Origin of the sequence: Pseudoalteromonas sp. 31A1 (assembly GCF_011378815.1) — a bacterium.
GTDB lineage: Bacteria > Pseudomonadota > Gammaproteobacteria > Enterobacterales > Alteromonadaceae > Pseudoalteromonas > Pseudoalteromonas arctica.
The window spans coordinates 131,754-147,868 of the sequence record NZ_WTKY01000006.1 but is presented as its reverse complement, the minus strand read 5'-3'; the positions used below and the strand labels follow the sequence as shown (position 1 = coordinate 147,868).

The window sequence follows — 16,115 nt, the reverse complement described above, 5'->3', positions numbered from 1 at the left end:
GACTTTTAGTTAGTTTCTAATACGTAGAAGCGTAGATCATTACATCGTTAATAAAGCTAAAAACATCGTATGATTAATAGTATTCTGATGATTTAAAAGCTAATATTTTGATATCCTATTTTAGCGAATTAAGAAAAATCATTTTTTAAAATAGGTTTCTTATTTCCAAGAGTATTTATTGCAATTTTGCACTAAGTTTATATATTTTAAATAACATTTTCGCATACAAATACCAATCTATTTTAGTGTTTAAACCATTGCCGCCTTTACATAGACATCAAAACGGTTCTTTTTGGTTTTGATCTGCATACTTGGGGTTTTATCGTTTAAGAATGGGGCGTAATCAGGGCGTTTTACAACGACACGCTTACTGGCAAGTGGATAGGCAAAATCAAGTAGGTCGTCAGCGTCGTTGTCTGCACCAACAAGCTCTTGGAATACGCGCATTTCTTTTTTAACTAATGCTGATTTTTCGCGATGCGGGAACATGGGATCTAAATAAACAACATCAGGCATGCTTTCGCATTGAGAGAGCAAAGTATGGCTTGAGCCAAATATTAGGCTCATGTTTTCTTTCATCCACAAACCAATTTCAATATCGCTATAGGCTCGCTTTAAACCATCGTATAAAAGTGCAGCTACAACCGGGTGACGTTCATGTAATATAACTTTGCACCCTAGCGAGGCAAGTACAAAACCATCTCGCCCTAAACCAGCGGTAGCATCAAGTACAACAGGCGTTGCGCCTTTATTTAAACCCACCGCTTTGGCAATTGCTTGCCCTTTACCACCGCCAAACTTACGCCTATGGGCGGCAGCACCGGTTACAAAATCAACGTTAATTGCACCTAGTTTTGGCTCGTCGGTTTTAAATAGACTTAACCCTTTATCATCGTAATGTAAGCTAAAGCCACTGCAATTTTGCGCCCATTGGGCTAAACCAAAGCGTGTTTCTAATTCATTTAAATAAGGGCGTAACTCTTTAAAAGCACACTGAATAACCACAATAAACTCCGACGATAAAATACGCCTGTAGTATATCAACCGCTTTACTTTAAAGCACTAAAATAGCTCTATATCACTATGATGATTCGTATTGACCTTTGCGGCTTCCGCTTTAGTACGTAAATTGGATATAAGTTCATTGCGGCTTTCGGCAACTTGTTTAAGCTGATATTTGATAAAGGCTAAATCACTATTAGCCGATACAAATAACTGCATTGTTTGATCCAATTGAGATATATATAAAGTGAGATCCGCAGGATTTGCTTGTGTTTGTTGTAGCTTAATAGCGCAGTCAAGCTCATGTAGCTGCTCTATAAACTCTTTAGTACTTTTGTTTTGCTCTACATTTTGAGTAGTTAACTGCTTAACAATATCTTGAAGGGCTGTACTTATTTGAGCTGCCTGCTCATAACTGCTTTCGCTTCTTTCCATGGTAACAACCTTCTCGTTGGTTACTTCTAATATATGCGGGAACAGATCTTTGTAGCGCCCATACAAAGCATCGTTATCAACTGGCATATTTTTTATCAAAAGGGACACTTTGGGATAATTGATGATAGTGCTGCTACCAATATCAACAAATCGTTGAGCATTTCGATGTTGCTCAAGCAGCTCTTGCTCTAATGGGCAAACACCACTTTGCTGGCTGTAAAAAATACCTTTTCCTTGATACCAAAACACCACCACAACATCTAAATTTAAAGGAGCAAAAAAGGTAAAAAAGTATTCACTCAACGATTGAAAGTTATTAGCGTGATAACTTTGTCCAACGTAGCGCATTATTCGGCCCATATCGCCCGACTCTGTCATTGCTATTTCCGCTGTTTTATTCGCTTTTACTATATCTAGTTTTAGTTTTGCGCATTTTTGCCTATATTCGTAAAGTACCTTTATTCGCGCTATTAACTCTTCTGCGTTAAAAGGTTTAGTGATGTAATCAGATGCGCCAACACTGTAACCTTTTACCCGATCGCTTAACTCTATTTTAGATGAGAGAAACATAACGGGAATATCTTGGGTGTTTTCATTCTGTTTTATTGTTTTACATACCTCATAGCCTGACATACCTGGCATTTCAATATCGAGTAAAATAATATCTGGGTTGTATTTATTGGTTAGCCTTAATCCTTCATCGCCATCTTTTGCATGAATTATTTTACAAAATCCTGCCAAAGACTCTTCAATTATATGATGGACATATTTGTCGTCATCAATTGCCAATACCAACTTTGCCATGCCTTAGTCCATTTTAATAGATGTGTTGAAAGCATAGTACGGCAGGATAAAATTACTAAAAATTATTAGATAATAATTTTAGAATAATAAAAAAGCGCCATTAAGGCGCTTTAATTTGGTTTGTGCTGAACATTTTTTTTAAACAGCAATACCACTGTGACGCAGTAATGCATCAACATTAGGCTCTCGCCCACGGAATTTTTTAAATAACTCCATTGGCTCTTCGCTACCGCCTTTCTCTAAAATGTTTTGCATAAAGGCTTGCCCTGTTTCGGCGTTAAAAATACCTTCTTCTTCAAATTTAGAAAATGCATCTGCCGAAAGTACTTCAGCCCATTTATATGAGTAGTAACCTGCACTATAACCGCCCGCAAAAATGTGGCTAAAACCATTTTGAAAACGGTTAAACTCTGGCGGTTTAACAATTGATGTACGGCTACGTACGTCGTTTAGTATCGCTTGAATTTGACAAGGTTTATCTGCTACATAATCATTATGAATTTTGAAGTCGAATAGCGAGAACTCAATTTGACGCAGCATTTGTACGCCTGAATTGTAATTTTTAGCGGCAAGTAACTTATCAAGTAACTCTTTAGGTAATGGCTCACCCGTTTCATAATGGCCCGAAATAAAGCTCAGGGCTTCTTCGTCATAACACCAGTTTTCTAAAAACTGACTTGGTAGCTCTACCGCATCCCACGCTACACCATTAATGCCTGCCACTGGCGCGGCATCAACTTGTGTAAGCATGTGGTGAATACCATGACCAAACTCATGAAATAAAGTAGTTACTTCATCATGAGTAAACAGCGCTGGTTTATCTCCAACGGCTTTATTAAAATTACATACTAAATAAGCCACTGGAGTTTGTAGCTCGCCGTTAGCACGTACTTTACGACCCATACAGTCGTCCATCCACGCACCACCACGTTTGTGGTCGCGTGCATATAAATCAAGATAAAAGCGACCACGTAACGTGCCACTGCTATCTACAATTTCAAAAAAGCGTACATCTTTGTGATAAGTGTCAAAATCGGTCACTTCTTTTACGCTAATACCAAATAAGCGATTAACCGTTTCGAATAAGCCGCTTAGTACTTTATTTGCTGGGAAGTAAGGACGTAGTACTTCATCTGAAATTGCATACTTTTCTTGCTTAAGCTTTTCGCTGTAGTAACCAAAATCCCACGCTTCTAATTCAGAAATACCGTGTTTTTTCTCAGCATACGCTTTTAGCTCTGCGACTTCTTGCTCAGCTTGTGGTTTTGATTTAGCTGCTAAGTCTTCTAAAAATGAGAATACTTGTTCTGGTGTTTCGGCCATTTTAGTCGCTAGTGACTTTTCAGCGTAGCTGTTAAATCCTAGTAACTGCGCAAGTTCATGACGAAGCGCAAGCTCCTCACTCATAATTGCTGAGTTATCAAACTCACCGGCGTTAGGGCCTTGATCTGATGCGCGCGTAGAAAACGCAGTGTAGGTTTCTCTGCGTAGTTCGCGGTTATCTGCGTAAGCCATTATTGGTAAATATGATGGAAAATCGAGTGTAAATAACCAGCCATCTAATTCTTTACTTTTTGCTGTGTCGGCTGCAAGTGCAAGAGCTGATTCTGGCAAGCCTGCTAAATCACTCTCATCAGTAATGTGTTTGTGCCAAGCAAGTGTGGCATCCATTACGTTGTTGCCAAATTTTGAGGCAAGTTCTGATAAACGCGCGCTAATTTCGCCGTAGCGTGTTTGCTGCTTCGGCGCTAATGCAATACCCGATAATTTAAAATCACGAAGCGCATTAGTAATTGTTTTTTGTTGTGCTGTGGTCAGCGTTTTAAATTCGTCGCTGTTATAAAGCGTATTGTACGCAGTGTATAAACCTTGATGCTGACCTACAAATGTTGAATATTCAGATATTAACGGTAAGCACTGCTCGTAAGCTTCGCGTAATTCATCGTTATTCATTACTGAATTTAAATGCGATACAGGGGAGAACATGCGCGATAATTTATCGTCAGCTTCTTCAAGGGGTAATACTAAGTCATCCCACGTGTATGAGCCTTTCGCTAGCACGTCATCAATGGCTTTACGACAAAGCTCAATACCGTCTTTTAGTGCTGGTACTACGTACTCAGGCTTTATTTTTGAAAATGGTGGTAAGCCTTCAAGGCCAATTAGTGGGTTGCTCATAAATACTCTCTTTGCGTTAATGCATTACATTTTAAATTGGGTCTAAAAGTAAAAAAACAACTCAACTGCTTTTAAGTTGTGTAATTTTAATATGGTTGCTCCAGAGCAAAACACAAATAACTCATTAATGAGTCGGCCACTTTATAACGTTCTAACACCGTATCAACTAGGTTATTACTGCATATTTGCTTTTGAGTAAGTGGGCTAATGGCTATAAAGTCTTTTCGTTTGAGCTCATCTATTAAGGGGTGCTCTTTTTCAAAACCTCTTGGTGGGCGTTTTAGCGATTCTCCTGACATTTCAAATATAGATTTAAATTGCTCATCATAAATTGCTTTTTTATAGCTATTTGGGTTTTCATCTATGCAGGTTCTAATTGCGTTAAGCGCCTTTGATTCTGGTCGCCAAATACCAGCACCTACAAAACATTCGTCATTTGCTAAGTGGAAGTAAAAACCCGGGGCGTGTACGTCTTTTCCCATAAAATGGCGAAATTGAATCCCTATATTAATTTTATATGGGGTTTTATCTTTACTAAAACGCGCGTCTTTATGGATTCTCATTAAGCTACCGCCCACTTTTTTATCTGATGCAACAAAATGGCTAGAAACATCAGCAAGTGGTGCTTGCATTTGCCTAATGAAATCTAAAGCGGGCTCTCTTACGTATTCCTCATACTGTGATTTATGGTCGTTAAACCAGTCTCTATTATTGTTTTTATCAAGCTGAGCAAGAAATTCGAATGTTTTTTTACTAAACATAGGTCACCTAAACACTCTTTATTTTTAAAACTTAATGTTATGCTAATGCGCATAAAACTCAACGCCTAAGGACATAAAATGACACAACACTTTGATTATATTGCAATCGGTGGTGGCAGTGGTGGTATTGCCTCTGCAAATAGAGCGGCAATGCGTGGCGCTAAAGTAGCACTTATAGAAGCAAAACACATGGGCGGCACGTGTGTAAACGTGGGCTGTGTACCTAAAAAAGTAATGTGGCACGGTGCTCAGGTTGCCGAAGCAATTAATTTATATGCCCCAGATTACGGCTTTAATGTTGAAGTTAAAGGCTTTGATTGGAGCAAACTAGTAGAAAGCCGTGAAGCCTACATTGGCCGAATTCATAAAGGTTACGACAGTGGCCTTGCTAGCAATGGCGTTACTGTAATTAAAGGCTTTGCTAAATTTGTAGATAATAAAACAGTTGAAGTAAACGGCGAGCACTACACAGCCGATCATATATTAATTGCAGTAGGCGGCCGCCCAAGCATTCCGCATATTGAAGGCGCTGAACACGGTATCGATTCAAATGGCTTCTTTGAGCTAAAAGAGCAACCTAAGCGCGTTGCAGTTATTGGCGCAGGCTACATAGCCGTTGAGCTTGCTGGTGTATTACATGGTTTAGGTACTGAAACACATTTATTTGTACGTAAGCATGCCCCACTTCGTAGTTTTGACCCATATATTGTAGATACGCTTGTTGATGTTATGGCTGCTGAGGGCCCTACTCTTCATACTGAATCTGTACCCCATAAATTAGTTAAAGAAGATGACGGCTCTGTAACACTACATTTAGATAACGGCAAAACTCATAACGTTGATCAAGTTATTTGGGCTATTGGCCGCGAGCCAACAACTAATGCTATTAACGTTGCTGCTGCGGGCGTAGAAGTAAACAGCAGTGGTTTTGTAAAAGTTGATGAGTATCAAAATACTACAGCTAAAAACGTTTATGCAGTTGGCGATATAATCGAAAATGGTATTGAACTTACACCAGTAGCAGTAAAAGCAGGGCGTACTTTATCTGAGCGCTTATTTAATAAAGAGCTACCAGATGATTTAAAAATGGATTACAGCCTAGTTCCTACTGTTGTATTTAGTCATCCACCAATTGGGACTATTGGCTTAACTGAGCAAGAAGCTATTTCTCAGTATGGCGAAGAAAACGTTAAGATTTACCAATCTGGTTTTACGGCTATGTACACAGCGGTAACTAAACATCGCCAGCCTTGTAAAATGAAGCTTGTATGTGCCGGCCCAGACGAAAAAGTAGTTGGCCTACATGGTATTGGTTTTGCGGTTGATGAAATGATTCAAGGTTTTGCAGTTGCCATGAAAATGGGCGCAACTAAAGCTGATTTTGATGCTGTTGTTGCGATTCACCCGACTGGCTCGGAAGAATTTGTAACGATGCGCTAGGCGCTAAACTCTAAGTTCTCAATTATAAAAAGCCCTTGCTAAGTAAATAGTAAGGGCTTTTTAATGCTTGTTATATTTTGCACAACAAACTACTTAAAACGTCACATTAAAAACATCCATTCAACATTAAATAAATATCTAAGCTATTATTTTAACAGCAAAAATTTTAGACCGATAAAAATATTAAAAGTTTAAATTTTGTTTTGGCTTTAAGCCATTTTTACAATTAGAATCTCGCGCATTTATAGTTTCTCTTGGTTATTTATGTTTTTACTGCGATCTTTTATTTATTTATTATGCCTAGCGGGTGTTGCTCATTTAATTCAACTTGAAGGCTTTGAATTAAAACAGTATGCACTTTACAGTGAAGAAACTCTTACTGAACATATGCAAGATGTTTTAACTTTTTTAAGCTGTATTTTGTTTTTCTATGCTTCGCGAATTAACTTTCAACTCAAAATACCGGCAGTATTACTTGCTGCGTTATCGGCAATGATGTTTGTAAGAGAGTTTGATACCTACCTCGACTTATACTTTTTTGATGGCGCTTGGCAAAGTATCGTCTATTCAATTTTAGCTGGCGTGTTTGTTTATTTAATAACAAACAGAGGAAGTATTTTTAACTCTTTAAAAGCCTATAGCCTCACTCCTAGTTATGGAATTTGCTTATCAGGCATGGTTACTTTACTCGCATTTTCGCGAATGATGGGCAAAGGCGCATTTTGGCATTCAGTAATGGGCGATGACTACGTACGTGCAGTAAAAAACATTGTTGAAGAGGGTATAGAAACGCTTGGCTATACTCTAATCTTTATTTCAGCCATTGAGCTTGTACTCATATGCCGAAAAAGAATGGCTAAAAATCACAAACATTGCACTGATGAAGTAACTCAATAGCGTTTCTCCATTTTTATTGGTTACTTTTTTTGCACTAAATTTGCTAATTGGTTTAATAAATCAATATACTGAGCCTGTTTTTATCAACTCGCGTTTAATTGGATATTATGACTAAAGATATATTGCTGCATCCGTTTCTTCTTTCAATTGTAATGATCACAATTGCATTTGTACTAAAAGTACTTGTTGATAAGCTGGCTAAAAATCGCGCAGAAAAAAAAGAAAAAGATATTCGTTACATCGCACACAATATTAAGCACTTTATTAATTTTGTAATGATGATATCGCTGCTATTTGTATGGTCTACTGAAATTCAAAACTTTGCACTTTCTATTGCTGCTTTTGCCGTGGCGATTGTACTTGCAACGCGTGAGTTTATTCAGTGTGTAATAGGCTTTTTTTACCTCGTAACAACTCGCCCGTTTAGAGTGGGTGATTGGATACAAGTAGGTGATTACTTTGGTGAAGTAGCTGAAACGGATTGGATAAAAACAACCATGCATGAAATTGATATACATACTTATCAATTTTCTAGAAAAACCATATACATACCAAATAATAAGCTGATTACCAGCTCTATTAAAAACTTAAACTTTGTAAAACGCTTTGTTACACATCATTTTATTATTGTCCGAAGAGAGAGCTTTAACCCGTACCCTATTCACGACACATTAACTGAGCAAGCTAAGCTGTATTGCGAAGAGTTTCAAGAAGTAGCAAGCCGTTATAATTCGATGATTGAGCGTAAACTTGATGCAAAAATATCTGGCCCAGAACCAGTAATTCACTTTGGTACAACTGATTTAGGTGAGTTTAAAGCAAGCTTTACCTTGTTTTGCCCGACAGAAAAGGCGCTTGAGATAGAGCATAAATTAACAGAGTGCTTTTTTGCGTTATGGTATGCAGAGGCTGAAAAAAATAAAGTGGATGAAGGCGAGGTATAAACCCCACCTTCATTAAAAAAAAGCGCGAACTTACTTCGCGCTTGGCAATATTTAAGCTGTGCCGCCAACCGTTAATTTATCAATTTTAAGGCTTGGTTGGCCTACGCCTACCGGTACGCTTTGACCATCTTTACCACAAACACCCACACCTTTATCAAGCGCTAAGTCGTTACCAACCATAGATATTTGCTGCATTACTTCTGGGCCGTTACCAATAAGCGTTGCGCCTTTAATTGGTTGAGTAATTTTACCATTTTCAATTAAGTACGCCTCTGATGCGCTAAATACAAACTTACCTGAGGTTATATCAACTTGTCCGCCGCCAAAGTTAGGCGCAAATACACCTTTTTTAACACTACTGATAATATCGGCTTGGCTGTACTCTCCGCCTAACATGTAGGTGTTAGTCATGCGAGGCATAGGTAAATGTGCGTAAGACTCACGACGTGCGTTACCGGTAGGACTTACCCCCATTAAACGCGCGTTTAGCTTATCTTGCATATAGCCTTTTAAAATACCGTTTTCGATGAGTACGTTGTAAGCAGCTGGTGTGCCTTCATCATCCACATTAAGTGAGCCACGGCGATCGGCCATGGTGCCATCATCAACAACAGTACATAGCTCAGACGCTACTTTTTGGCCCACTTTACCACTAAACGCAGACGCGCCTTTGCGGTTAAAGTCGCCTTCAAGTCCGTGCCCTACCGCTTCGTGTAAAAGCACGCCAGGCCATCCATTGCCAAGTACAACTTCCATAGTACCTGCTGGGGCATCAATAGCCTCAAGATTTACTTTTGCTTGGCGTACCGCTTCTTCAGCAAATTCCATCCAACGTGGTTTACCATCAACAAGTTCTTTAAAGTAACCATAATCTAAACGTGCACCACCACCTGCGCCACCGCGTTCACGGCGACCATTTTTTTCAAGTAGCACTGAGCAGTTTAAACGAATAAGCGGACGAATATCGGTGGCAAATGTACCATCACTTGCCGCTATTAATACTTCTTCGTATACCGCCGACATTGAGCTAATTACTTGCTCTGCATCGGGTGCTAATTCACGAATATAGTTTTCGAGTTCGCGTAATAAGCTAACCTTGTCGGTATCGCTCATACTCGAAATTGGTTGATGCGGTGCAAACTGCTCTTTAGCTTTAACATCACTAAATACTTTAATTGCTCTATCTTCGCCAGCATCTGCAATACTACGAGCTGCTGTTGCTGCTTTATTTAATGCTTCAAGATTGATTGCATCAGAGTAAGAAAAACCTGTTTTTTCGCCGCTTACAGCACGTACACCAACGCCACGTTCAACGTTATAAGAGCCTTCTTTAACTAAGCCGTCTTCAAGCACCCACGATTCATGGTGGCTTGATTGAAAATATAAATCGGCGTAATCCACTTTATGCTGATGTATGTAAGCGAGCGTTTTTTCGAGCTCTTCTCTATTTAGTTGGCTGTCGTGTAATAAATGCTGTTCAACCGAATTCATAATAAATGCTCTCTAAATCGTTGATGAGACTGCACGGGCATATCTCGTCTAATTTTTTGTAACTGGTCTAAATCTGCGTTGCAGCTTATAAAACCGGTGCCTGTTGGCAATTCACTCAGGATACTTCCCCAAGGTGAAATAATAATACTGTGGCCATATGTTTGTCGGCCATTTTTATGTGTACCGTGTTGAGCCGCTGCAACCACATAACATTGAGTTTCTATGGCCCGAGCAGCTAGTAATGGCTGCCAATGCGCTTGCCCTGTGACGACTGTAAATGCACTCGGTACTAAAATAATCTCCGCGCCTTGGCGTACTAGTTCGTTAAATAAGCCACTAAAGCGCAGATCATAACATACTGTTAAGCCTATTTTACCAAAGGGAGAATCAACAACAACCACATTGCTACCTGCTTGGGTAAAATCTGACTCTCGATAGCTACCTGTTTTATCATCTACGTTTACATCAAATAAATGTATTTTGTTATACGTTGCAACCAGCTCGCCTTGATTATTATATAAGTGCGACGCTGCATAATATTTATGTTCGTTAAATGGCTCAGGCATTGTGCCTGCATTTAACCAAATATTGTGCTCTTGGCATAATGTACTTAGCTGTTGTTTATAGCGTTCAATACGCTTTGCGACTTCTAAGGTATCGTGGCCATGTTTACTGAAAACTAAAAAAGCCTCAGGCAAACAAACAAGTAATGGTCTTGTTGTTGGAAGTGTTTTAAGGGCACGCTTTAAGCTTGCTATGTTGTCATCAGGGTTTACTCCTGAACACATTTGCAGGGCAACTATTATGGGTTTGCTTAGTATTTCAGTTTTGTTCATTGCGTTACTGTTACTTGTGCATCTTTAAGTTTTAAATCGACTGATGCTTGTGGCTGATTTTGCGCAGCTTGAGGTAGCGTAACTTCACGGCTTTTTCTGTCAAGTTCTTGAACAATAGGATCGTTCATTTTACCCGTCACTTTAAAATTGATCTCTGAGATCACTCTTGCAGAATGAATCACTTTATCAATTGCTAAGGCAGCAAGCCCTGTTACTGGGTTTACCATCCATGCAACTATAACAGGGATGCTTGAGGTTACCTGCGGCGCAACAGCAAGGTCATAATCTATATCTAGCGTGTTTAAATTTGCATAGCCTTTAATGGTTAAATCGGCGGGTACGCCGTCCATTTTGGTATCTTTAGTGTAAGCGATACCGTTTTCTAACTGCATAGAGCCTTGCATGCTGTTATAAAAAAAGCCTTTTGAAAATACATCTCTAAAATCAAGTTTGAGCTTGCGTACTAATGAATCAAGGCTCAGTAACGAAAATACGCGTGCTCCGCCATCGCTAACTTCAGTTAAGTGACCTTCACCTAAATCCCAATCAACCTCACCGCTTAAGGTTTTCACATCAAAATTGTAAGGGGCTGCTTGCCAAGTAAGATCATAATTTAGATCGGCTTTTGAATCTTTAATCGCGGAGGTTATATCAAACTCACCAAACAATGCGCCTATGTCATCACTTTTAAGCTCGCCACTTAGCGTTGTTAATCCATTTTGCCACTGCCCTTTAGTGCGCAGCACATGATCGCCTTTATCGACTACAAGTTCTGATATTGATAAACGCTCTCCATCACCTAATAATGACGCACTCACTTTATCAAGTTGGTAGCGGTCAATTTTGCAATCACTACATTCAAACTCAATAGCAGGTATTTTAGTAAGCCAGCTCAAGTCTTTCTCAGGAAGTACATCTGTTATTTCAAGTGCTTGCTCATTGTGCGGTGCAAAATTAAGCCTTAAGTAATCGGCATTAATTCGTATGGGCTGGCTAGGCTGTGATGTAGGGATAAAAGCCCCAGCTCTAAGTTCTTTAGCATTTAGCTTTAGGTATAAATCGTCTTTTGATGGTGCTAAACGCATTTCAAAATCATTAAAAATGATGTTACTCGCATCAAGTAAACCTATATTTGCGACCACCTCATTAAGCGGTGGCATAATCCCTTTTGATTCTTGATCTGGGTTTGCTTTACCAGCATTAATTATTTGATCAATCAGATCAAACCAAGGCACTAGTTCACTCTGTTCAAGATTTATATTTACGCTTAAGTCTTTTTGGTTTAATCCTAAATCTTGTTTTCCGAGCACAAAATGGACATTACTAAACTGTGATTTTCCATTTTCTAAAATAGCATTAAAGTAAAACAGTTGATTAGCGTTTGCTGTAATGAGATTAGAAATATCATCACCTTGTACTACCGCATCAAGCGCCCACATTTGTTCGCTATTTTTATTATAAGGTGCGGGTAAGTTACTCGTTAAGCCAAGTAGTTCTGAGTTTACCTGTGCACGGTAATTAAAGCCTTGCTCGGTAAAATTAAGTACTAAGCCAATATCAACATCACTTTGCCCGCTTAAATAATTTTTTAATATACCTTTCCCACTATCTATTAGTGTATCGGCGTCAATTTTGGCGTTTATATCTATGTTTGCTTGGTAATTTTTTTCATCACTTTTACTGCTGTAATTAATAGTTAGCGGCATGCCCAACCATTTCGCAGTCGCATTTTTAAGTGTGATATTGTCGTTTTTAAAATTAAGCTCGCCAGTTAAGTTTTTAAGCTCAATCCCTGGCGTTGCTATAAATACTGGCAAGTCATTTAAATTAACCTTGCCGCTAACACTGGCCCCGCCTTTAAACTTTGAGCCTACTAAAAGCTCAATACTGGCATCGGCTTCGCCTTTGCCCTGCACAACTTTAAAAATTTCAGCAAGAGGTTTGGCAATAGGTGTCGCTGCAAAAAAGTCATGTAACTTTTCCATTTGTGCTTTTTTATCAATTTGCACAATAAGTTCATCAGCATGCATTAAATCTGCAATGCTTACCTGTACACTATTACCAATATCTAAATTAACCAACTTACCTTGCTGGCTATATATGTCCATACGCTCATTATCAAAATGTAGCTGTACGTCGGCATTGGTGACCAAAGGCCAATCAGGATCAAACTCATAGGTTGCGTTATCTATTTGCGCTAATACACCAAACTGGCCACTACCATCGGTGAATGGAAAACCAGATAAAGGTCCTGCAAATAAGACTTGTGCTTTAGATACTTCTCCGCCTTTAATTGCACCATTTAAATAGCTAACGAGCTCAGGGCTCATAGCTTTTAATGGGAAGTAATGACCTGCAATTTTGGCATCTGGGGCGAAGGCTTCAGCGTAAAGATCTAATCGAGGATCATCTGTTAGACTAATTTGTAATTCTGCAGCAACAGTAACTTCATTATTATCAAACCATATATTGTCACTACTTATATGCCAGCCATCATCTCGCTTAGCTAAATCTAGCTCTACATTTAGCTGATTATAATTTATGTCGTTGCTAAAGCTTTCGCCTGTAACTAATGTGCCATTTTCGCCAAATAAATTTATTCGACCACTACTTTGATTAAGTAAACCATTTACTCTAAGTCCTTGTGCTGCAGGTACCGACCTTAATTCTTGCCAGCCAATATTGTCAGCCTCAAACCATAATTGCCATTGCTGTGCATTAGAGAAATTTAAATAAGCTTGATCTATTTGCCCACTAGGTTGGCGCTCTAAAAATGGTTCAAGTGCATTAAAATTACTTAGCCCTGCTAGGTTACTCAGTAATTCAAGATCAACTTGATGGAGCCACACTTCATTTTTCGCCCCTAGTTGAGCTTCAAACTCTAAACTTGGCCATGCTTTATCGTTACTATTAAATGTTAAACCTGTGCTTTTTAAGTGCCAGCTATTTTGATCTGGGTATAAGTGAAAGCCACCTTCACTCAAACTAACTTGTTGGCTTTGCTCTTCTCGCTGCCAACGCACAAAGCTTGGTAGCCACTGCATTTTTATATCGCTTACAAAACCTTTATCTAGTTTTAGCCACGCTTGTAAATTAATATCGCTATGCAGTTGTTGCTTTTGCGTATTTATATATTGCGCTAACCAGTTAGATACATCGACTTTGTTAGCCTGCACATAAATGTCGCCCGCAACTTGCTCTAGGGTATCGCCAGTAAGTGCTATGCGCGCATCAAAATCACCGACCGAAATACCCGGCAATGCTAAGCTCCCACTACCAAGATGCTGCTCATCTTCATTTTGCCAAACAATATTTTTGAGGAGTAACTTACGCTCTTTACCGTCTTCTAGAACAAAGTTAATACTGGAATTTTCTATTGCAAAATGACCCGTTTTACCCAAAAACAGTTCTTCAATTAGCTCTTTTTGCTCAAAAGAGACTTCGTCGTTATCACCGGTTTTAAACAAGTTGGTAATATTTACACTGGTATGAAAACCATTAATAACAAAATAATTGGATTTAAATTGCAGTGCTTTTAAGCTTTCCCATAAGTTTAGCTCTAAGCTAGTTTTGGCAATGGTGAGTGATATTGGTGCAGTTTCGTTATCTTTAAACGATAAATTCTCTAATACTAATGCAGGACCACTGCCCTGCCAACTAGCTGATATTTCACCTATAGATAAGCTTATTTCAAACTTTTCGTGTAAATAGCTTTCTATATTCCCTTTGTATTCGTTTGCATACGGAAGGGTATATTTTAAAATTGAAACAATAACGGCCAGTAATACCAAAATTATGGCGCAGGTCTGCCATAATTTTCTAAAACAAAAAAAACAGACCGCTTTTGCTTTCATTACATCATTACCACATCAAACTGTTCTTGGCTGTATAAGCTCTCTGTTTGAATATTGACTTGCTTACCAATAAATAGTTCAAGCTCGGCAAGGTTATGATACTCGTCGTTTAGTAAGGCTTCACTTACAGCTGGCGCTGCATATACCATAAACTTATCGGCAGCGTATGCTCGATTAACGCGTACTATTTCACGCAGTATTTCGTAGCACACTGTTTCAACTGTTTTTTGCGATCCACGACCAGAGCACGCAGGGCATACATCACATAAAATATGCTCTAAACTTTCGCGGGTACGTTTACGCGTCATTTCAACAAGTCCAAGTGCTGAAAGCCCATTAATATTCGTTTTAGTGCGATCTTTAGCGAGTGCTGACTCAAGAGAATGCAATACGCGGCGCTTGTGATCCTCACTTACCATATCAATGAAGTCGATAATGATAATACCGCCTAAGTTGCGCAGCCTAAGCTGGCGAGCAATTGCAGAGGTTGCCTCTACGTTGGTATTAAAAATGGTTTCTTCTAAGTTACGATGTCCTACAAATGCACCGGTATTAACATCAACAGTCGTCATTGCTTCAGTTTGGTCAATAATTATATAACCGCCCGATTTTAAGGTAACTTTGCGATGTAGTGCTTTTTGAATTTCGTTTTCAACGTCAAACAAATCAAATATAGGTCGCTCACCAGGATAGTACTCAAGTACTTGAGAAAGCTGTGGGACAAACTCTTCTGTAAATAACTTTAGTTCTTCATGAGTAAGTTTAGAGTCAACGCGAATGCGCTCCATGTCTTCACCTACGTAGTCACGTAGGGTTCTAAAGGCAAGCGTTAAATCTTCGTGTAGGATACTGGCTTTACTGGTTTTTTTGCGACGAGCTGTAATTTTTTCCCACAGTTTTCTTAAAAAACCGGCATCGTGTCGTAATTCTGCTTCGCTAGCGCCTTCGGCTGCTGTACGTACAATAAAGCTGCCATTTTCATCGCCATATTCTGCGACTATTTTTTTAAGGCGTGAGCGCTCTTCTTCAGTTTCAATACGCTGACTAACCCCTACATGGGTCGCATCTGGCATAAACACTAAATAGCGAGAAGGTATCGTTATATCAGTGGTGAGTCTTGCGCCTTTAGTGCCTAGCGGATCTTTTACCACTTGCACCATAATGTATTGGCCTTGACGAACTAACTCTCTAATGTCTTGTACTTTTTTTATTGGTACGTCGTCTACGCCTTCGACAATAGAGGCGCTATTTACAATATCGGATGCATGTAAAAATGCGGCTTTTTCAAGGCCGATATCAACAAAAGCAGCCTGCATACCCGGAAGTACACGACTTATTTTTCCTAAGTAAATATTGCCTACAATACCTAGATTACCAATTCGCTCTAGCTGTATTTCTTGCAGTACACCGTTTTCTATTAGGGCAACACGGCTTTCGCTCGGTGTGACATTGATCAGTAATTCTGTACTCATG

11 protein-coding genes are annotated in these 16,115 nt (G+C 39.1%); 3 read left to right on the top strand and 8 right to left on the bottom strand.

What is annotated here, in order from left to right:
- Window positions 1-249: 249 nt before the first annotated feature.
- From GQR52_RS08515 to GQR52_RS08500, 4 genes are all read right to left on the bottom strand, one after another.
- A complete protein-coding gene (locus tag GQR52_RS08515) occupies window positions 250-1,005 on the bottom strand; it encodes a class I SAM-dependent methyltransferase (protein ID WP_024605444.1) in 756 nt (251 codons plus the stop codon).
- A 57-nt stretch (window positions 1,006-1,062) separates the two neighbouring features.
- Window positions 1,063-2,241 carry a response regulator gene (locus GQR52_RS08510; RefSeq protein ID WP_165728139.1) on the bottom strand — a complete coding sequence of 393 codons (1,179 nt, stop codon included), beginning with the start codon at window positions 2,239-2,241 and terminating at the stop codon, window positions 1,063-1,065.
- 138 nt (window positions 2,242-2,379) lie between these two features.
- Window positions 2,380-4,419 (bottom strand): oligopeptidase A, encoded by a 2,040-nt coding sequence (prlC, locus tag GQR52_RS08505; RefSeq protein WP_165728138.1) that lies wholly within the window; start codon window positions 4,417-4,419, stop codon window positions 2,380-2,382.
- An 86-nt stretch (window positions 4,420-4,505) separates the two neighbouring features.
- Window positions 4,506-5,180: a DUF2461 domain-containing protein gene (locus GQR52_RS08500; RefSeq protein WP_165728137.1), complete on the bottom strand. Its 675-nt coding sequence runs from the start codon at window positions 5,178-5,180 to the stop codon at window positions 4,506-4,508.
- Between the two features lie 78 nt (window positions 5,181-5,258).
- Between GQR52_RS08500 and gorA the strand changes: the two genes are divergently transcribed.
- From gorA to GQR52_RS08485, 3 genes are all read left to right on the top strand, one after another.
- Window positions 5,259-6,620, top strand: a complete 1,362-nt coding sequence (gene gorA / locus GQR52_RS08495; RefSeq protein ID WP_165728136.1) for a glutathione-disulfide reductase — start codon at window positions 5,259-5,261, stop codon at window positions 6,618-6,620.
- A gap of 264 nt (window positions 6,621-6,884) precedes the next feature.
- Window positions 6,885-7,517, top strand: coding sequence for a hypothetical protein (locus GQR52_RS08490; protein ID WP_010553761.1), 633 nt, complete (start codon window positions 6,885-6,887; stop codon window positions 7,515-7,517).
- Window positions 7,518-7,624: 107 nt separating this feature from the next.
- A complete protein-coding gene (locus GQR52_RS08485) occupies window positions 7,625-8,461 on the top strand; it encodes a mechanosensitive ion channel family protein (RefSeq protein WP_165728135.1) in 837 nt (278 codons plus the stop codon).
- Window positions 8,462-8,512: 51 nt separating this feature from the next.
- On the opposite strand, the gene tldD is transcribed toward GQR52_RS08485, so the two are convergent.
- From tldD to rng, 4 genes are read right to left on the bottom strand one after another with little or no spacing between them, the layout of a single operon-like run.
- On the bottom strand, window positions 8,513-9,952 hold the full coding sequence (gene tldD, locus GQR52_RS08480; RefSeq protein ID WP_165728134.1) for a metalloprotease TldD: 1,440 nt from the start codon (window positions 9,950-9,952) through the stop codon (window positions 8,513-8,515).
- Window positions 9,949-10,788, bottom strand: a complete 840-nt coding sequence (locus tag GQR52_RS08475; RefSeq protein WP_165728133.1) for a carbon-nitrogen hydrolase family protein — start codon at window positions 10,786-10,788, stop codon at window positions 9,949-9,951. The genes tldD and GQR52_RS08475 overlap by 4 nt, the downstream gene beginning before the upstream one ends.
- Window positions 10,785-14,642: a YhdP family protein gene (locus GQR52_RS08470; RefSeq protein WP_165728132.1), complete on the bottom strand. Its 3,858-nt coding sequence runs from the start codon at window positions 14,640-14,642 to the stop codon at window positions 10,785-10,787. Before GQR52_RS08470 ends, GQR52_RS08475 begins: the two co-directional genes overlap by 4 nt.
- Window positions 14,642-16,114 carry a ribonuclease G gene (rng, locus tag GQR52_RS08465; RefSeq protein ID WP_007586345.1) on the bottom strand — a complete coding sequence of 491 codons (1,473 nt, stop codon included), beginning with the start codon at window positions 16,112-16,114 and terminating at the stop codon, window positions 14,642-14,644. The genes GQR52_RS08470 and rng overlap by 1 nt, the downstream gene beginning before the upstream one ends.
- Window position 16,115: the final 1 nt, after the last annotated feature.